15 protein-coding genes are annotated in these 19,129 nt (G+C 64.3%); 11 read left to right on the top strand and 4 right to left on the bottom strand.

Going from position 1 to position 19,129, the window contains the following annotated elements; all coding sequences use genetic code 11:
- Positions 1-324: 324 nt before the first annotated feature.
- Both C5L14_RS11890 and C5L14_RS11885 read right to left on the bottom strand, forming a co-directional pair.
- Positions 325-828, bottom strand: a complete 504-nt coding sequence (locus tag C5L14_RS11890; RefSeq protein WP_105862258.1) for a hypothetical protein — start codon at positions 826-828, stop codon at positions 325-327.
- 203 nt (positions 829-1,031) lie between these two features.
- Positions 1,032-1,499, bottom strand: coding sequence for a hypothetical protein (locus C5L14_RS11885; protein ID WP_105862257.1), 468 nt, complete (start codon positions 1,497-1,499; stop codon positions 1,032-1,034).
- Positions 1,500-1,789: 290 nt separating this feature from the next.
- On the opposite strand from C5L14_RS11885, the gene agp reads away from it, so the two are divergent.
- Positions 1,790-3,025 carry a bifunctional glucose-1-phosphatase/inositol phosphatase gene (gene agp / locus C5L14_RS11880; RefSeq protein WP_105862256.1) on the top strand — a complete coding sequence of 412 codons (1,236 nt, stop codon included), beginning with the start codon at positions 1,790-1,792 and terminating at the stop codon, positions 3,023-3,025.
- Positions 3,026-3,257: 232 nt separating this feature from the next.
- Here the strand turns inward: agp and C5L14_RS11870 are convergent, their stop codons facing one another.
- Positions 3,258-3,890, bottom strand: coding sequence for a TetR/AcrR family transcriptional regulator (locus C5L14_RS11870; RefSeq protein WP_105862255.1), 633 nt, complete (start codon positions 3,888-3,890; stop codon positions 3,258-3,260).
- Between the two features lie 107 nt (positions 3,891-3,997).
- On the opposite strand from C5L14_RS11870, the gene C5L14_RS11865 reads away from it, so the two are divergent.
- A complete protein-coding gene (locus tag C5L14_RS11865; RefSeq protein WP_105862254.1) occupies positions 3,998-5,446 on the top strand; it encodes a cytochrome P450 in 1,449 nt (482 codons plus the stop codon).
- A 225-nt stretch (positions 5,447-5,671) separates the two neighbouring features.
- Entirely contained in the window at positions 5,672-6,487 is an 816-nt protein-coding gene (locus C5L14_RS11860; RefSeq protein WP_146126893.1) for a hypothetical protein, read from the top strand.
- A gap of 23 nt (positions 6,488-6,510) precedes the next feature.
- On the opposite strand, the gene C5L14_RS11855 is transcribed toward C5L14_RS11860, so the two are convergent.
- The gene (locus C5L14_RS11855) at positions 6,511-7,794 is read right to left on the bottom strand and encodes an aminotransferase class V-fold PLP-dependent enzyme (protein WP_105862252.1); all 1,284 of its coding nucleotides are present in this window, start codon (positions 7,792-7,794) and stop codon (positions 6,511-6,513) included.
- Positions 7,795-7,971: 177 nt separating this feature from the next.
- On the opposite strand from C5L14_RS11855, the gene C5L14_RS11850 reads away from it, so the two are divergent.
- The 8 genes from C5L14_RS11850 to C5L14_RS30650 all read left to right on the top strand — a co-directional run bounded on the left by C5L14_RS11850 (position 7,972) and on the right by C5L14_RS30650 (position 18,827).
- Complete coding sequence (locus C5L14_RS11850; RefSeq protein ID WP_105862251.1) at positions 7,972-8,922, top strand: histone deacetylase family protein; 951 nt, start codon at positions 7,972-7,974, stop codon at positions 8,920-8,922.
- A gap of 82 nt (positions 8,923-9,004) precedes the next feature.
- Entirely contained in the window at positions 9,005-9,517 is a 513-nt protein-coding gene (locus tag C5L14_RS11845) for a hypothetical protein (protein ID WP_105862250.1), read from the top strand.
- A 117-nt stretch (positions 9,518-9,634) separates the two neighbouring features.
- Entirely contained in the window at positions 9,635-11,686 is a 2,052-nt protein-coding gene (locus C5L14_RS11840) for a caspase family protein (protein ID WP_105862249.1), read from the top strand.
- Positions 11,687-12,158: 472 nt separating this feature from the next.
- Positions 12,159-14,477 carry an FdhF/YdeP family oxidoreductase gene (locus tag C5L14_RS11835; protein ID WP_105862248.1) on the top strand — a complete coding sequence of 773 codons (2,319 nt, stop codon included), beginning with the start codon at positions 12,159-12,161 and terminating at the stop codon, positions 14,475-14,477.
- Positions 14,474-14,764, top strand: a complete 291-nt coding sequence (locus C5L14_RS11830) for a hypothetical protein (protein WP_105862247.1) — start codon at positions 14,474-14,476, stop codon at positions 14,762-14,764. Before C5L14_RS11835 ends, C5L14_RS11830 begins: the two co-directional genes overlap by 4 nt.
- Positions 14,765-14,855: 91 nt before the next feature.
- Positions 14,856-16,079: a multidrug effflux MFS transporter gene (locus tag C5L14_RS11825; RefSeq protein WP_105862246.1), complete on the top strand. Its 1,224-nt coding sequence runs from the start codon at positions 14,856-14,858 to the stop codon at positions 16,077-16,079.
- Between the two features lie 754 nt (positions 16,080-16,833).
- A complete protein-coding gene (locus tag C5L14_RS11820; RefSeq protein WP_105862245.1) occupies positions 16,834-17,892 on the top strand; it encodes a methyltransferase in 1,059 nt (352 codons plus the stop codon).
- A gap of 746 nt (positions 17,893-18,638) precedes the next feature.
- Complete coding sequence (locus tag C5L14_RS30650) at positions 18,639-18,827, top strand: DUF2171 domain-containing protein (protein ID WP_105862580.1); 189 nt, start codon at positions 18,639-18,641, stop codon at positions 18,825-18,827.
- Positions 18,828-19,129 lie beyond the last annotated feature (302 nt).

Raw genomic sequence — 19,129 nt, 5'->3', positions numbered from 1 at the left:
ACTATGCCGGCAAGATCCCTCCAATAGCACGGTGACGTTAGGTTATCTATGTCGTCGATTGTACCGGGACTTCGGCTGCGGGCGGGATGACTGATACCAGGTTTCGACAAGATTGACCTCTCGACCTCGACGCTACCTACCGTAGGCGGGTCGTCAGACCCGCCGGGACATGCAGCCCTTACAGGCGGGTCTGGGGACCCGCCCCCACCAAAATGCCGCTTGTGGCATCGATGCTGCATCAGTCAGCATTTTCGAGACCTGGTATGAGTTCGAGATGGCGAAGGTCTTTGCGCCTGGCTTCGGACCAGGAGCATCTCGATCTCGTTACAAACCCGCACTGCTCATGATGACATAGGCCTCGCCGCCCTTGCGGTCATGGCGAACCACAAAGGTCTGGCCCCGCATCGTGATCTGGATCGGGCCTTCGTTCGCCAGGCTGGCGGCGGGCACACCCGCGGCAGCGCCGACAACGCTGCGGAATTGTTCGGCCACGGCAGGGCCGGCGCTTCTTTCGGCCGTGACCGCGCATTCCTTCTTGCCGCGCACCTGCAGGGAATAGGAGCCGTCCGGCGCCATGCCGACCAGGCTGGCCCCGAGATCCATCTGCGGCTTGATGCCATGCTTCTTGGCCGCCGCCATGGCCTTGTCGAAGGCAGGCGCGGTGGCGAGGCAGGCGTCGCGGAACAGCATCACAGCCTTGTCGGTGACGTCGCCGCCGGCAGTGGCCGGCAATGGGGCGGACAGCCAGGCCGCAAGGCCGAACATCAGGCTCGCCGCGAAGACTGCGGCGCGGCGCGGTGTGCGAGGCTTAAAGCGGGAAGGGGTCATCAGGGGCTCCTTGCCTGGGCCTTGGGTCCGCCGTGTATAGGCGCCGCCACCAGGTTTGGAAAGCGGGCGGGAACGATCGACGGCCGCCTTTGGTGCGGGAATACCACGGGGCGATCTGAAAGGTCGTGCATTCGACGCCATGTCTTGTGCCGGGGACGGACCGGCTGCCGGCGCACCGTCTGGCGGGGCGTCCGCTCACCGGATCATGGCGCGGGCACCATGCCGGAAGGCGACATCAAATCCCAGCTGTCCTGCTCGCGCCGCAGCCAGACCTTGATCCGCGCGCCCTCGGCCGGAAGGTCTCGGACGGTGCCGCCCGGCCCGGCCCAGCCCGAAGGGCGGCCATAGGCGCGCCAGCCTCGTGCCTCGAGGCGCTGGCCGGCGAACTCGCGCGCACCCTTCTCGACGGCGCCGACCTCGATCGTCAGAGTGAAGATCTCGTCGACGAACGACCCTCTTTCGAAGAAGGAAATGTCGTCGCGCCTCTTCACCCATTCCGGGACCTTCCTGGTGGTGGCGACGGACAGTAGGCGGCCGGTGAGGATGAGATCCGCTTCGGCGGTGAGAGCGGCCGGCGACATGTCGGGAATGGCAGCGAACGCCGGAAGGCCGAGCGCGGACATCGCCCCCGTCAGCAGCAAGGTCATGGCGGTTCTGCGGTCGGTGTTCATGGTCGAGGCATTCCGAAATCCGTTATCACGACGCTATCCTACCGTGATTGCATGAATTCGTTTATGCCCGCCGTTACAGGGCCTTCGCATGCCGGCGGGACAGTATCGATGTCCCTTTGCGGCCCAGCCGGGGCGACAAAGCGCGCCGCCTATGCCACCGATAGGGGAGGCTGGAGCAAAATGCGATTTCTCTGAATCGCACTTTCTCTCTAACTCTTTATTTCGACGCGTTTTCTTAGCCGAAAAGTCTATCAACTTTTCTGGAAAACGCTCCAGGGGGAGGAATCGCCATGATCGCACGATATGCCGTCTTGCTGGCCGCGGCGGCCTGCGCCTTTCCGGCGACGCAGGCCTCGGCCGGATCGGTGCCCGATGGTTACAGGCTCGAGCAGGTGCTGATGCTCAGCCGGCACAATCTGCGTGCGCCGCTGGCCAATAGCGGCAGCGCGCTCGCCAAGGTGACCGAGAAGAAATGGCCGGAATGGGAGGTGCCGGGCGGCAATCTCACGGTCAAGGGCGGCATTCTCGAAACCTATATGGGCCGTTCCATCGGCGGCTGGTTGGCCGAGAACGGCCTGATCCCCAGGGATTCCTGCCCGGCGCCGGGCAGCGTCCATGTCTACGCCAACAGTCTCCAGCGCACGGTGGCGACGGCGCAGTTCTTCGTCGCCGGCGCCTTTGCCGGCTGCGACGTCGCCGTACATCATCAGGACAGGATGGGCACGATGGACCCGACCTTCAATCCGTCCATCCGCTCCGACAGCGACGGCTTCCGCGAACAGGCGGTCACAGCCATGGCTGCGCAGGCCAAAGCCGCGCCGCTTGCATCGGGCTACCGGCTGCTCGACGGCATTCTCGGCTTCAAGGCTTCCCAAAGCTGCAAGCAGGACAAGCTGTGCGATCTGACCAAGAGCGCGGACAGTTTCACGGCCAAGGCCGGCGAGGAACCGGGCACCAAGGGGCCGCTCAAGCTCGGCAATGCCGTGGTCGATGCCTTCACCCTGCAATATTACGAGGGATTTCCGCCCGGCGACGTCGCCTGGGGGAAGATCCGCAACGAAGGGCAGTGGCGCTCGCTCGCCGCCATCAAGAACGGCTACCAGGAAGCCCTGTTCACCACGCCAGCCGTGGCCCGCGACGTTGCCGGCCCGATGCTGGCCTATATTGCCGGCGCTCTGGTAAAGCCGGAGGCGGGCAAGGCCGTACCGGTGACGGTGCTGTTCGGTCATGACTCCAATGTCGCCTCCGTCCTCGCCGCGCTCGAGGCCGAGCCCTATGCGCTGCCGGGGCAGGATGAGAAGACGCCCATCGGCGGCGTCATCCAGTTTCAGCGCTGGCGCGACACCAAGGGCAATCGCGATTTGTTCCGGCTCGACTATGTCTACCAGACCAAGGCGCAATTGCGCCAAGGCACCAAGCTCACGCCGAAGAACCCGCCGCGCCGGGTGACGCTAAAGCTCAAGGGCTGCCCCGCCGACAAGGATGGCTTCTGTGCCTGGAGCGATTTCGCCAAGGCGTTGCCCTAGCACGGCGATGACGGGCGAGCTCTCCGATCGGCTGCGCGCCATCCTTGAGGTCTTGCCGCTGCGGTCGGGGCTGCGCGTATTGGAGAGCGGCTGCAGACCGGGCGCGCTCGACGGGCGGCATCCGGTCGTTGGAGCAAAAGTACGGCTGCGCCTCGCGGGTGTGCTGACGCCGGAGGCACGGCTTTTCATCGGTGGCGGCGATCCTTTTGCGGGAAGTCTGGCTCGATCCTTCCTACACCAGCGCCTGCAATGCGGGTGCGAGATAGGGGCGCAGCAGGCTGCGGACCTGGCCGAGGCCCCAGGCCAGATGGTCCGGCGTGAGGGCCGCGATGCCTTCGTGCAGGTCGAGATAAAGAGCCCAGTAGGTCGCCACGATCCATAGATTGGCGAGCAGGGGCTGGAACTGCTCGTCCGGCACGATCAACAGGTCCCGCTCGCGCAGGCGCTGGGCCAGCACTTCCACCGCCTCGCGCAGATGGGCGCTGAGCGCTCGCACGCGCAGCCGCAATTCGGGGGAGAGCGCCAGCAGGCCGATCATGTCGCGCAACAGGAAACGATAGTCCCAGACCAGGGCAAACCAGCGTTGCAACAGCCCCAGCGAGGCCGTCGGATCGGCGCTGTCTTCCGCCCCCTCCGCCAGCAGGTCCATGGCATCGGCTTCGAAGCGGTCGAGCACGGCCGCGACCAGCGCTTCCTTGGTGCGGAAGTGGTAATAAAGGTTGCCTTCGTTGATGCCGGCGGCAGCGGCGATCTGGGCGGTGGTGACGCGGTCCGGTCCGTTCTCGTTGAACAGGCCGAGCGCGAGCGTGACGATGCGTTGGCGCGTTGCGCCGCCCTTGTTGGTCGCTGCCTTCTTTCGTCGCATCTCGGTCGCTATCGGTGTCAGTTCCAGATTAAGGTGTTCACCTTAATGATGCCTCACTCTAAGGTCACTACCTTAAAGTGACCGCAGACGCTGGTAAATTCGAAGCGATGGAGACCGGTGTGAAGGAAACGGCTTTTCCGGTGATATCCGAGATCACGGGCGACGTCGCCGTCAGCCACCGCTCCCTGCTGTCGGTGTTTTCGGCCATGATCACCAATCCGCTCAAGGTGATCCCGCCCGAAGCTTTCCACGAACCGCTGGTCGTCACGCGCGACGGCGGCAAATTGCGGGTCTTCATCACCGATCCCGCGCTGATTCACGAAGCGCTTACCGGCAACGCTGCCGTGCTGGGCAAGGGCGAGGATACCAAGCGTGGCCTCGGCCCTGCGCTCGGCGAGGGACTGCTGACCGCAGACGGTGCCCACTGGAAATGGCAGCGCCAGTCGGTTGCGCAGGGCTTCCGGCATGAGAAGCTGCTCGCCTTCCTGCCCGCCATGATCGCCGCCGCGGAACGCACACGCGCTCGCTGGCTCGAAACGGCTCCCGGCGCGGAGCTCGATATCGGCCATGAGATGATGCACACCACCTTCGACATCATCGTCGAGACGATGATGTCGGGACAGGGGGAGATCGATGTCGAGGCGGTAGAACGGAATATCACGCGGTATCTGGAGGGGTCAGGCTGGAATTTCGCCATGGGCTTGCTGAAGGCACCGGCATGGTTGCCCTTTCCGGGCCGAGCCGGCATCACCGGCTCGGCAGGCTATCTGCGTTCGACCCTGTCGCGCGTGGTGGCCGAGCGCCGGCATGCTTCGGAGCCGCGGCAGGATTTGCTGGGCCTGCTGCTGTCGGCCGTCGACCCCGAAAGTGGGCGGCGCATGAGCGACGAACAGGTGGTCGACAACCTCCTGACCTTCGTGATGGCGGGCCACGAGACCACGGCGCTCGGCCTTGCCTGGACCTTCCATCTGCTCGCGGGTAATCCCGAGATCGAGGCCCGGGCCGTGGCGGAGATCGAGGCGGTGACGAGCGGGACCGGTACGTTGCTGCCCGACCAGGTGGCCCGGCTCGTCTATACCCGGCAGGTGTTCCAGGAAGCGATGCGGCTCTATCCGCCGGCGGCGATCATTCCGCGGGTGGCATTGGCCGACTTCCAGCTCGGCCGGCACACCATTCCTGCCGGCGCAGCGATCTATGTGCCTATCTATGCCGTGCATCGTCATGCCAGTTTGTGGGAGGAGCCGGAGCGGTTCGACCCCGATCGCTTCGATCCGGAGCGGGCGAAAGGGCGCCATCGCTATGCCTATATGCCCTTCGGCGCCGGACCGCGCACCTGCATCGGCAGTGCCTTCGCCATGCTGGAGGCGGTGGCCATTCTCGCCGTCCTGCTGAAAGGCTTCTCGCTGCGCCATATCGACCGGCGTGGCCCTCGGCCCAAGCTTCACATCACGCTGCGGCCTGACCGCAGGCTGCGCATGACGGCCGTGCAACGTCGCTCTAGCGTTTTGCGATTAGACGGAGTCACCAAGAATCGCAAAGACGCGTCAGAACAATGAGCTAGAGAAAATAAGCGTTTACGCTTGAACGCGCTTTGCTCTAGGGGGAAGCGCGAGCGTCTTGTGGATTGCGCGCGGCGATGATCCCGGTTTTCTGAAGGTCATGTCGGTGTAACCCACGGAACTAGACTGGGACTTCTCAAGAAGAAAGCCGCTCTGATCCGCTGACACGTCCGCTGCCCAGCGATAAGACGGGTACATCGTCAATCTGGATCAAGCGGCCCCATGAGTGTGCTAGACGCATTTCCCACCCGGCCTTTGCAGGCAAACCGTATCGGCATCAGCAGCCTCACGGGGTGGTTCGTCATTCTCGTCGGCTTCGCCATTGCCGGCGGCGTGGCCTGGTGGCAGGCCGCGGATTTGTGGCGCGACTACAAGATCAGCCGCAATTACGAAATCGCCGACGATGCGCGGATTTCCAATGGCGAGTGCAAGACCCGAAAGTTCATCTTCACCGATTGTTCCGCCACCATCATCGCACCCGATGGCGCCAGGACCAGAGTGGAGATGATGTTCGTGGATATGCACACCGGAGACTATGAAACCGGGGTCGTGCGCTCGCGCGAGGACGCCCGGCTGCTCACGCTGGAACTGGGCGTCGAGAAGATCAGCGATCGCATCCTCATCTTTCTCGCCTTTGTCGGCGGGTTTGCCGCCCTTGGCATCGCTGGCTTTGCCATGCTGCTCAAGGCATCGAGGCTCAAGCGGGCGGTGGCCGAACCGGTTGTCATGAGGCCTGTCGTCGCCAAGGTCCTGACGCAGGCCCGGACCTGGCTGAACCAGACGATCAAGTATGAATATTCACTCGACGGCAAGACCCGCAAGGCGACCAGCGTCCTGAAGAAGAAGGAGACGCCGTTCTTCCTCGACACCGAGGAGCGCCAGGTGCTCGCGGTCGTACCCCAAACCACCTCGACGCCGATCCTGCTCGATGCCGGGCTCGAAATGCTCGATCTTACCGACCAGGAGCGTACCGCCGTCCGGGCGGCGGTCTCGCCGGTGCAGGATGACATCCGGGTCGACCGCAGCACGCGCTGGTGAAGGACGCGCTGGCGCGTTTGGCTTCAGGCCGCCACCACCGTCAGGGCGGCGACGAGCCGGTCGAGTTCGGCCTCGGTCGTGTAGACGGCCGGGGAGACGCGGATGCACTGGCCGGCGGCCACGCCGGCGCGGCGCACGGTGAGCACCTTGAACTCGTCCCTCAGCCGCGTGACGATGGCGGCATTGTCGTCCTTGCTCACCTTGCCCTTGATCCGGAACGAAGTGATGCCGGCATGCAGGGCCGGATCGTTCGGCGTGAGGACCTCGATGGCACCGATGCCGGCGATGCGCTCCACCCAGTAATTGCGCAGATGGCTAACCCGGGCATGCTTGGCAGCAACGCCGATCGTCTGGTGCAAATCGAGCGCTGCCGGAATGGTGAGCGCGGCGGCGAAATTGAGCGTGCCGGTGTGGATGCGCGAGCGGATGTCCTCGGCGGGCCAGTCCTTGTCGCCCATATGGGTGTCGATGTCGGCGAGGCGGCCCTTGCGGATATAGAGGAAGCCGAGCCCGACCGGCGCGCCGATCCATTTGTGCAGGTTGAAGCCGGCGAAGTCGACGCCGAGATCCGTCATGTCGAGCGGCAACTGGCCCCAGCTATGGGCTGCATCGAGGATGACGTCGACGCCCTTGGCGCGTGCCATCGCCGCGATCTCGCGCACCGGCATCACCAGTCCGGTGCGGTGGGAGAGATGGGTGAGCAGCAGGAGTTTCGCCCTGGGCGTCTCCTCCAGCACCTTTCGGTAGGTCTCCAGCACGGCCTCGCGCGTGGCCGGCTCGGGGATGGCGAAGGTCTTGACCGCGACGCCGCGGCGGCTCTCGAGCATGCCCATGGCATATTGCATGGAATCGTAATCGAGGTCCGCATAGAGCACGGCATCGCCGGGCTGGAGCTTGTTGTAACCGGCGATCAGCGTCTGCAGTGCCTCGGTGGCGCCGCGGGTGATGGCGATCTCCTCGGGCGAGACGCCGAGCGCTCCGGCGACGCGGTCGCGCACCGCGGAGAAATCGGCATCGAAGGATTTGCGGGCATAGACCGTGTTCTGGCGGTTCACGCGCTGGATGTTTTCGACATAGGTCTCCAGCACGGGCCGGGCCATGATGCCCCAATAGCCGTTTTCGAGATTGGCGGTGGACCGGTCGACGTCATAGAGGTCGCGGACGCCGGACCAGAAGCCGGCGTCGGTGGCGAGCTTGCTCGGGTCAGGCGTGGGCAGGGCAATGCCCTCGGCCGCCTGCGCCGGCCGCGTCGCCGCCATCATGGTGGTCAGCAGCCCGCTGATCAGGAAATTGCGACGCTGGATCATGGTAGCCCCCGAATAATGCGAGTCGAAACTGCCGGTCTGGATAGGGCTGGGGTGTGACGGGGGAATGAAGGGAGAGCCACCTTCAGTCGCTGCGAGAACAAGGATCTTGTAGGGAAGGTATTTTTCTGTTCTCTATATGTTCAAATCTATATTCAGCGGTGGTAACGACGGAGACCTATGACCACGCTTTATGTCTCCCACCCCTCCGGCCTCGATCATCACACAGGTGGTTTAGCCGAACGTCCTGAGCGACTGCTTGCGATCGAGGAAGGTTTGGCAGGACCGGAATTTGCCAGGCTGCGGCGCGAATTGGCGCCGCGAGGTACGGTCGAGACTCTTCTGCTCGTGCATGCACCAGAATACATCGAACACGTTATGGCAGTGGCGCCACGGGAGGGCTTTTATCGCCTCACCGATACCATGGTGATGTCGCCCGGTACGCTGGAGGCGGCAATGCATGGCGTAGGTGGTGTGACCTTCTGTGTTGACGAAGTGATGAGTGGGCGGGCACGCAATGCCTTGCTCGCCACCAGGCCCAACGGACATCATGTCAAATATGACGCATCCGGCGGTGGGGGAATGTTCAACAAGGCCGCGATAGCGGCACGCCATGCCCAGGTCGCCCATGGTGCTGACAGGGTCGCTATCCTGGATTTCGATGCTCATCACGGGGATGGCGCGCAGGACATCTTCTGGGGTGATCCGGATGTGATGGCCTGTTCGACGCATGAAATGCCGCTCTATCCCGGCACCGGCAAGGCGCGCGAGCGGGGCGTCCATGGGCAGATCGTCAACGTGCCTCTGAAGGCTGGCGATGGTGGGGAGGCTTTTCTCGCAGCCTGGCGCGACATCATCCTACCACGCGTTGTGGAGTTTCGGCCCGATCTCATCGTCATAGCGGCCGGTTTCGACGCTCATAGCGAGGACAGGCTTAGCCATCTCGAACTGCAGGACGAGGACTACGCTGCGGTGACCCGCTCGATCATGGCGGTCGCCGACAAGATCTGCGGCGGCCGTATCGTCTCGGAGGTCGAGGGCGGCTACAGGTTGGAGCCGTTGGCACGATCAGTGCGCGCGCATGCGCTGGCATTGATGGGTATACATTCCGATTTGGTAAATCATTCTTGAGATTGATGAATTTCCTATTGTAGCAAAGTATCGTTATCGTCATTCCGTTACGTTTGGATTCACAGAACGGCGGGATTTATTCATGAAGATGCTTGTGACTCTCCTATTGAGCCTGTTGCTGATGGCCGCGGCGTGGGCCGGGCCGGTCCGTGACGGGAAAACCGGCCTGGGTGTGGGCGACTTATCCTGGGAGTTTACCGTCACGCGGGCGTCCAAGCCTGACGGCGCGGCTTTTGAGATCTCCCGCGCAGCCTGGGGAATCGGCAATTGCAAGGTGGCCTTCACCGCCGTTGCGAGGGGCGGCAAGGCGGCCGCCCAGCCGGGACGGGCTGGCCTGCTCCAGGCGGCACAGCAGGAACTCAACGGCAACTTTCGCATGGGAAGTGTGAGGAATATCAGCCAGCAGGGCGTAGCGGGCATCACCTTCACCGCCGACTTCGTCAGCGAGTTCCCCGGCAAGCCCCGCCATCTTTGGACCGTCTTCGAAACGGCCAAGGGCCGGACTGCCATCAGTTGCTATGCGCTCGGGTCTCGGTTCGACCGTTGGCGCCCGGATTTCGAGACAGTCACCAAGGCAGTCGTGATTCCGAAGTAGGGGGCGGGTTGGAGGGCTGAAAGCCTGAAACGGCCATGGACATTGGCGCCCACTTGAGCCATCGGAGAAGGGCGCGCCGCCTAATCGCGGCCCTGGAGCCCCAACGCCGGTTGCCCGATGACACGCTGCCTTGCTTTGCTGTTCTTCTTCGTCCTGGCCGCTATGCCGGACACAGCCCTTGCCGGCCGGCGCGTGGCGCTGCTGATCGGCAATAGCGACTATGCCAAGGTGCCGCGCCTCGCCAATCCAGGGCGCGATGTCGGGCTGCTGAAGGAGACGCTGCAGAAGGCCGGCTTCGATGCGGTCGATACCGTCGTCGATGCCGACCGCGCCGGCATGATCGCGGCATTGCGCCGCTTCCAGGCCAGCGCCTCGGGCGCCGATATCGCCGTGATCTATTTTTCGGGGCACGGCATCGAGATCGGCGGCGAGAACTACCTGGTGCCGACCGATGCGCATCTGTCCAGCGATCGCGATGTCCAGGACGAGACGCTGGCGCTTTCGCGCGTGGTCGAGGCGACGGACGGCGCCGGGCAGCTCAAGCTGGTGATCCTGGATGCCTGCCGCAACAATCCCTTCCTCGCCAGGATGGCGCGCACGCGCGGCACGCGCTCCGTCGGCAAGGGGTTGGCGCGGGTCGAGCCGGAAGGGGACAATGTGCTCGTCGCCTATGCCGCGCGCGAGGGCAGCGTGGCGCTGGACGGCAACGGCATCAACAGCCCTTATGCACAGGCCCTGGCGCGTTATCTCGCCCAACCCGGCCTCGACATCCGCCTCGCCCTCGGCAAGGTGCGCGACGACGTGCTCAACGCCACCGACCGGCAGCAGACGCCGTTCTTCAACGGTTCGCTGGGTGGCGACGTCATTACCCTGGCGCCGGCCGGCGGCGGGCCGGTAGCCATGGTCCCGCCGGCCGAACCGCCTCCGCCCGTCGAGCCGCCGCCGCGCAAGCAGACCAAGTTCACGCCGCTGGCGGTGCCGCCCTCCCTGTTTCAGAACGGCGGGGCCGGTAGCGGGGCGATGCTGCGCATGACCGATCCGCGTGTCTGGCAAGTGGTCAAGGATGTCGACATGCCGGAGGTGATCGAGGAATTCCGCGACCGTTATCGCGATTCCCGCAATGCGGGCGAAGCCGAGGAAAGGCTCAAGCAGCTCCTGGGTGTCAGCGAGCTCGACCCGCTGCCGCCGCCGGCCGGCGAGCGCATCCCGGCCCCCGAAACCGAATGCGATCGCATCGGCGCGGCCCCGCTCGACCCCGACACCGTGATGCGGCGTACCCGTGCGGCGTCGCCCAAGGAGATCGTGGCGGCTTGCGAGGCGGCGCTCAAGCAATATCCGCGCGAGCGGCGCTTCATGCACCAGCTCGGCGATGCGCTGGCCGATGCCGGACAGAAGGATAAGGCGCTGGGCATGAATCTGCGGGCCGGCATCGCCGGCAGCCAGGGCGGCTGGATCAGCGCTGCCCGCCTGTTCAAGGCGAGAGCCGGCGGGGCCAGCAATCCGGATGGCAACAGCTCCATCTCCCTCACCCTGGCCTGGCAGCAGCCGCTGGGTTCCTTCTTCTTCAAACGCGGTTTCGTCGAGCCTTTCGAGCGCATGCAGGGCAAGGCCGGTATCACGCGCGAGCTGAGCAAGGCCGCCGCGGCCGGCGACCAGGCGGCCAATGTCTGGATCGGCTATATGTATCTCTTCGGCTTCAACGTGCCGAAGGACTATGCCAAGGGCATGGCGGCGCTGGACAAGGCTCGCCTGCCGCGGCCCGAGGACACCGGCATCCATCTCGCCTTGATGCTGAAGACCGGCTACGGCGTCCGGCAGGATGCCAAGGAGGCGCTGGAGGAGCTCGGCGAGGCCCAGAAGGCCGATAACAGCTACGCCACCTATCAGCTCGCCTTGATGTATCTCGACGGTCTCGGCGTGCCGCAGAACTATGCGGCCGCCGCCCGTATGATGGCCGATGCCGCTATCGGCGGGGATCCGCGCAGCATCGAGGATATCCTTGCCAATTTCGCCAAATGGCCCAGGGAATACCGGGTCGTGCTGCAGCAGGAATTGCTCAAGCGCAACCTCATCGAGGGCAAGGCCGATGGCGAGCTCGCAGCCGGCATGGCGGAAGAGCTTCGCAAGCTCGCTCCGACGCCGACCGCACCCGTGGCGGCTACCCCGTAGTTGCCAGCTCTCCTCGACCGTCACGCGTGAAAAGCTCAGCATTTCCGAGACCTGGTATAGGTGACCGTTCGGTTTCGACCATTCCTCATGCGACACTGGCGTTCTCCCGTTTTCGCGGAACGGTTCGAGGCCGTTTGCTGAAATAGCTTGCGTCGTGACCCGGTATGAGCGTGGCGCTGACGCGCCATGCAATATGTGCAGATCTACTTGAGGTAATGAGAGTTGATGCCTTTGAAATAGGCATGACGCCCGTTTTCATGTCGCTGATGCGTCTATAGCGACATGTTATTGCGCAATATGACTGGCAGCTGATCGTGTACGCAGTTTGTAATTCGTATAAATATGAACAGGGTTGCCGATAAATACTGAATGACGGCGATATCCTATCGCGCGATAGAATATTTCGATTTGATAAAGCCGAGGATCGTCCATATGTCGCGAGGGCAGTTTTTCAGATCGTCGCGAGCCCTCCATGACCGAGACCACCAAGACCGAGGCCAGCAAGAGCGGGCTTCGCAAGGCAGCCGCCGGTGGCTGGGGAGCGCTCAAGAGCTGCGGCCGGCATCTGCTGGCGAGCGGCTCGCCCCTGACAGGCGCGCGCACCATGCTGAAGGCGAACCAGCCCGACGGCTTCGACTGTCCCGGCTGCGCCTGGGGTGACCCCGAGCATGGCTCCTCCTTCGAGTTCTGCGAGAACGGCGTCAAGGCCGTGGCCTGGGAGTCGACGGACAAGCGCACCACGCCGGTCTTCTTCCGGGAGCACACGCTCGCCGAGTTGAGCCGCTGGACCGATTACGAGCTGGAGGCCCAGGGCCGGCTGACCCACCCGATGCGCTACGACCAGGCCAGCGACCGCTATGAGGCGATCACCTGGGACGAGGCCTTTCGCGAAATCGGCGCTCATCTCAACGCGCTGGCCGATCCGAACCAGGCCGAGTTCTATACGTCGGGCCGGGCCAGTAATGAGGCCGCCTTCCTCTATCAGCTCTTCGTGCGGCTCTACGGCACCAACAATTTCCCGGACTGCTCGAACATGTGCCACGAGGCGAGCGGCGTCGCCCTGCGCCAGGCCATCGGCGTCGGCAAGGGCACGGTGCTGCTGGAGGATTTCGAGGAGGCGGACGCCATCTTCGTTGTCGGCCAGAATCCCGGCACCAACCATCCCCGCATGCTCGGTGACCTCAGGCGTGCGGCGATGCGCGGTGCCCGCGTGGTGGTGTTCAACCCGGTGCGCGAGCGGGGCCTCGAACGCTTCGCCGATCCGCAGGACAAGCTCGAAATGCTGCGCGGCGGCTCCAAGCCGGTCGCGAGCGACTATTTCCAGCCGCGCCTCGGCGGGGACATGGCCGCCTTTCGCGGCATGGCCAAGACCGTGTTCGCCCGCGACGACGCCGAGCGCGCCGCGGGCCGGCCGAGCCTGCTGGACGAAGCCTTCCTGGCCGAGCACACCCATGGCCTTGCCGCCTATCGTGCCGCTGTCGACGCGACGAGCTGGGAGGAGATCGAGGACCAGTCGGGCCTGACGCAGGTCGAGATCGAGACGGCCGCCGACATTTATCTGTCGGCCGAGAAGGTGATCTGTACCTGGGCCATGGGCGTGACGCAGCATCTCCATTCGGTGGCCACCATCCGCGAGATCGCCAACCTTCTGCTGCTGCGCGGCCATGTCGGCCGTCCCGGCGCGGGTCTGTGCCCGGTGCGCGGGCATTCCAACGTGCAGGGCGACCGCACCGTCGGCATCAACGAGAAGCCGCCGGCCGCCTTTCTCGATGCGCTGGCCCGCGAATTCGGCTTCGAGCCGCCGCGCGCCGACGGCCACAACGTGCTCGCCGCCATCGGCGCGATGCTCGACGGCAGCTCCAAGGCCTTTGTCGGGCTCGGCGGCAATTTCGCCCGTGCCACGCCGGATTCGCCCCTGGTGGAAAAGGCGCTCCGGGCCTGCGACCTCACCGTCCACATCGCTACCAAGCTCAACCACTCGCATCTGATGCCGGGGCGTGCCGCCTATCTGCTGCCCTGCCTCGGCCGCACCGAGGTCGATCGCAACAGCGCCGGCAAGATCCAGATCGTCACGGTCGAGGATTCGATGAGTATGGTGCACGGCTCGGGCGGCATCAATCCGCCGGCCTCCAGGGAATTGCGCTCGGAAGTCGCCATCGTCGCCGGCATCGCCGCCGCGACCGTCGGGTCGGACAAGGTCGACTGGGCGGCGCTTGCCGACAATCACGACCTCATACGCGACAGGATCGCCCGCACCATTCCCGGCTTCGAGGACTATAATGTGAGGGTGCGTAAGCCCCGCGGCTTCCATCTGCGCAACGCCGCGGCCGAGCGCGAATGGAACACGCCGACCGGGCGCGCCAATTTCGCCGCCGTGCCCCTGCCGGAGGCGACGGCGTTCCAGCAGGCGCGGGGGCGCAAGGGCGTGTTCGTGCTGCAGACCTTCCGCTCGCACGATCAGTACAACACCACGATCTACGGCCATGACGATCGCTACCGCGGCATCAAGGGCGAGCGCCGGGTGATCTTCATCCATCCTGACGACATTGCCGCCATCGGCGCTGCGCCCGGTGACTCCGTCGATCTCGTCGGCGAGCACGATGACGGCATCACCCGTGTCGCTGAGAATTTCCGCCTGGTTTCCTACGACATCCCGCGCGGCTGCATCGCGGGCTATTACCCCGAGGCGAACGTGCTGGTGCCCTTGTCCAGCGCCGGCGAGGAGAGCGATACGCCGACCTCCAAATCGGTGCTGGTCTCGCTGCGGCGTCGGGTGGCGGTGGCCGCATGAGCGAGGAAGAAGAGGATCTGCTGGCCACGATCGAGGCGATCCGGCGGCTCGACCCGCGCCTTTCGCCGCTCGACGGCGTCATCCTCGCTGCCGTGACCCTGGATATCGCCGACGATACCCGCAGCTTCGCCAGGCTGTTCGAGGTAGAGCATGCCCTGGTGATCCGCGCCGCGCACGAACTCACCGAGGAGGGACGCTGGCTCGACGTGGTGGAACGCCAGGCGCGCACGCAACGCACCAAGGTGGCGATCAGCCCAGCGGGCAGGGCGCGGCTCGCCGGGCTGTAAGGACGCAAGGTGACACCGCCGGCCCGCCCGCCAGACCCTATCGGCGGGCACCGGAATCATCCTATGAAAAGCCACTCATAGGAATCCCATCATGACCGATACGACAAGCCGCGTGCCCGTGGTGGGCAGGCTCGGGCGCACGGAATTCATCGTGCTGGTGGCCAGCCTGGTTGCCGTCAACGCCTTTGCGATCGACATCATGCTGCCGGGCCTGCAGCAGATCGGTGCCAGCCTCGGCGAAGCCGATCCCAACCGGCGGCAATTGGTGATCCCGGCCTATCTGCTCGGCTTCGGCCTGCTTCAACTCGTATTCGGGCCTCTGTCCGATCGTTTCGGCCGGCGCGGGCCGCTGCTGGTCGGGCTCGGCATCTATTGCGTGGCGGCCTTGTTCGCCTTCTCGACCTCGAACTTCAATGCCCTGGTTGCCCTGCGATTCATCCAGGGGAGCGGCGCGGCGGCCTCTGCCGTGATCGCCACTGCGCTGGTGCGCGACGTCTTCGCCGGCAACCAGATGGCGAAGATCATGTCACTGGTGTTCACCGTGCTGATGCTCTCGCCCATCCTCGCGCCCTCGCTCGGCCAGGGGCTGATGACGGTGATGGACTGGCGCGGCCTGTTCGGCTTCATGGCGGGGTGGGGAGCGATCGTGATCGCCTGGGTCTGGTGGCGCCTGCCGGAGACGCTGCAGCCCGAGCATAAGCGCCCGCTCAGCCTCAAGGCCGTGATCGAAGGCTTCGGCATCGTCTTCGCCAACCGGATTTCGCTCGCCTACATCATCGGCATGGCGGCCTTGTTCGGTGCGCTGATGGGCTTCCTCAATTCTTCCCAGCAGATCTATCGCGACGTCTTCGGCGTCGAGGCAATGTTCCCGCTGTTCTTCGCGGGCGGCGCGGCCTGTTCGGCGTTGGGAGGCATGGTGAATGCGCAACTGGTCAACCGCTACGGCATGCGGCTCCTGTCCTGGCTGGCGCTCGGCGTGTTCGGCGCGGCGGCCCTGACCATCCTCGTCGCAGCCTTGCTGCATGCGCTGCCGCTCTGGCTGTTCTTCGGGCTCAGCGCGGTGCAATTCCTGGTCTTCAGCATGATTCTATCGAATTTCGGCGCCCTGGCCATGGAGCCGCTCGGCGAAGTGGCGGGCACCGCCGCCTCGACCCAGGGCTTCCTCCAGATGGTGCCGGGCGCCGCGATCGGTATCCTGATCGGCCAGGTGTTCGATGGTACCGTAATCCCTCTTGCCGTCGGTTATGTCGCCATGGTTGCGCTGACGGCCGCCTGCGTGAGGCTGATGGCGGGGAAGGGACGCGTCGCGGGCTGACCTGCGACATGGGCCGCTACGTCAACGCGGCCGCCGAAAGCAGGGCGGAGGTCTCCGCAGGTGGGGATGAGCGCGGAGAGTGGCATCGCTGGTTATGATTGCCGCATTCCTCTTGCCAGAACGGGCTTCTTTTTGTCGTGATGCTCTTGAAATAACCCTACGGCAATAAAAAAGGGAGGTCCGAAAACCTCCCTTAGATTTCAGTTTTATCCGGTCATCAAGGTCGAAAATCGCGCTGGTCTCTGCCTGGGGCGGCAATGACGCTGGCGATTGACATCCCCAACTTCCATTCTTCCCTGTAATAGGGTCGTTGATGGCGAAGATTATACGCACTTTTTGCAATGTCAACCGGATCGAGGGAGTACATTCAAGTAGTATTGCAGAAAATACCGTTTCATAAGGGCGTCTCAATAATGTTTGTTCGTATGCTAACATTTGCTTCAGGTCATTTTCCCGCTGAAGGAGCGATCACTCCTGGCCTGTTCGGCGACAGAGCTTCGAGCCCACTTCGAGGCAGGACGGGTTCGCGGAAACCTAACGCTTTTCTCCGCGATTACCGTAGAGAATTCCGAGGTAACGGAAGGCCTTAGCAAGGTTGAAGCGCTGTTTGCGGTGGTCGGCCACCCTTGAGCAGAAGGAGGGGGCTGCTCCGGAATGGTAGGATCCAACCCTATCAATTCCGTGCGGGGCATCGCCACTCATGCTATTTTGGATTGCAGATCTGGTCCATTACAAGCCACCTCGGAGAGGCGCCATGGACGACAAGGCCCGCGCAGATTCAGCCCAGCCCATCTCCCCGCCGGTCCAGGAGCCTCCCCCGCCTGTCAAGCTGATCCAGATTGCGATGGGCAACTGGGTCTCGCGCATGGTCTGGGCGGCGGCCAAACTGGGGCTTGCCGATCACCTCGTCGCCGGTCCGCGCAGTGCCGAAGAGCTGGCCGAGCCCCTTGGCCTGCACGCGCCCTCGCTGCACCGCTTCATGCGCTGCCTGGCCAGCCTGGGCGTCCTCGGCGAACGCACCGGCCAGCGTTTCGCCCTGACGGAGCTGGGGGAGGCGCTCAGGACCGGTGCACCGGGTGCCGCACGGTCCACGGTGCTGACCTTCGGCAGTCCCTGGTTCGTCGGCCCCCTCGACGAGATCATCTATTCGCTGCAGACCGGCAAGACAGCCTTCGAGAAGGTGCATGGCATGCCGGTGTTCGACTATCTCGGCCAGCATCCGGAGGAAGCCTCCCTGTTCAGCGAGACCATGGTCGGCGTGAATGGCCAGGAACCGGAGGCCGTCGCCGCGGCTTACGACTTCTCGTCGTTCGGCACCATCGTCGATGTGGGCGGAGCCACCGGCAATCTGCTCGGCACGATCCTGGCCCGGCATCCGGGACCGCGCGGCGTCCTGTTCGACCGGCCCTATGTGGTGGCCGAGGCGCCGGCGCTCCTCGAGGCGCGCGGCGTGAGGGAACGCGTCACGATCGAGCCCGGCGACTTCTTCGAGACGGTTCCCGCCGGCGGCGATGCCTATGTGCTCTCCCATGTCATTCATGACTGGAGTGAGGCTCAGTGCCTCGCCATCCTCGGCCATGTCCACAAGGCGATGCAGCCCGATGGGCGGCTCCTGCTTGTCGAGATGGTGCTGCCCGCCGGTGACGCGCCCCATCCCGGCAAGCTGCTGGACATGGTGATGCTGGCGCTGCCCGGCGGCCAGGAGCGCACGGAAGAGGAATACCGCCAGCTTCTGGCCAGGGCCGGTTTCCGCCTCACTCGCGTGGTGCCGACGGAGTCCGCCGTGGGCGTGGTGGAGGCGGTGCGGGAATAGGAAAGGCGCGGCCCTGACTTTTGGGAGGCGGTCTTTCATGGTGACCGAAAGCCGGACGGCGGGCGGGAGCGCGGAGCGCCGATCTTGAGATCGGCCACGCTGCAGATGCGTTCCTGTCGCTCAAAAGAGCCGCCGAGAGCAGGGATTCCGGCTCCGTACTCGATCCTTTCCCGCCGGCGATTTGCACTTTCGATGGAACGCAGACGCCGTTCGGGGATTGTCTTGGGTGAAATGTCCTCTCACCCAAGACCCGTGGCCTCCACGGTCGGATGCAAAGGAAGACTGCCATGACCGAGATCATCACCGGCTTCTACGACAATCGATCCGATGCCCAAGCCGCATTCGAGCAATTGCTGTCGGCCGGGTTTGCCCGCGACCAGATCACGCTCAATACGAAAGACGAGAGTTCCGACTATGTGCGCGACGAAGACGCCACCTCCTACGATCACCGGCGCGACGAGGGCGGCTTCTGGGCGATGCTCAAGCATTTCTTCTTCCCCGACGAGCGGCGCTACCTTTATAGCGAGGGCCTGAGTCGCGGCGGCACGCTGCTCACAGTCGAGGCCGAAAACCACCAGATCGAAACCGCCCGGATGATCATGCAGGAATATGGCTCGATCGACCTGCCGGCGCGGGCCGAGAGCTGGCGCCAGAGCGGCTGGCCGGGCTATGCGGCTGCGGCCCCGGACGGCGCGCCGCTTTCCTCCGAACACTCCGCGGCGGCCGGAGGCGACATCCGCGAGAACATGGAGGTCATCACCTCCGATGGCGTGAATATCGGCACGGTCGACGATCTTGGCGACGACCAGATCAGGCTCGCCAAGAATACCTCGCCCGATGGCGTGCATCATTTCGTGCCGCTGGACTGGGTCGACCATGTCGATGCGCAGGTGCATCTCAAGCGCAAGGCCCCGGAGGTGCAGGCGGTCTGGTAGGATCGTTCGGCACCGGCTGCGTGACGACGGGCGCCTGAGAGGGCGCCCGTCTTTTCGATGGATTCCAAGCATTTGGTGTTCTTGCCCACGGCACATTCCGATCCAGAGAACCCCTGCAAGAGGAAGTTTTGCACGACCGATGGGGCGACGCGACTTGCGATGGATCCCAGCCACCCGAGCGGGAGCGATATGCAGGGCGGCCTGATAAGGCTGTTATCCTTTCCGATGTGATTTAATATACTGCGCAGCCATCCTCGGAGAAGCCCGAATGTACTGTGCAGAGATGAGAGCTCGCTTTCCAG

It is taken from the genome of Labrys okinawensis, assembly GCF_002982075.1.
Taxonomy (GTDB): domain Bacteria; phylum Pseudomonadota; class Alphaproteobacteria; order Rhizobiales; family Labraceae; genus Labrys; species Labrys okinawensis_A.
This window is presented reverse-complemented; position numbering and strand designations above follow the sequence as displayed.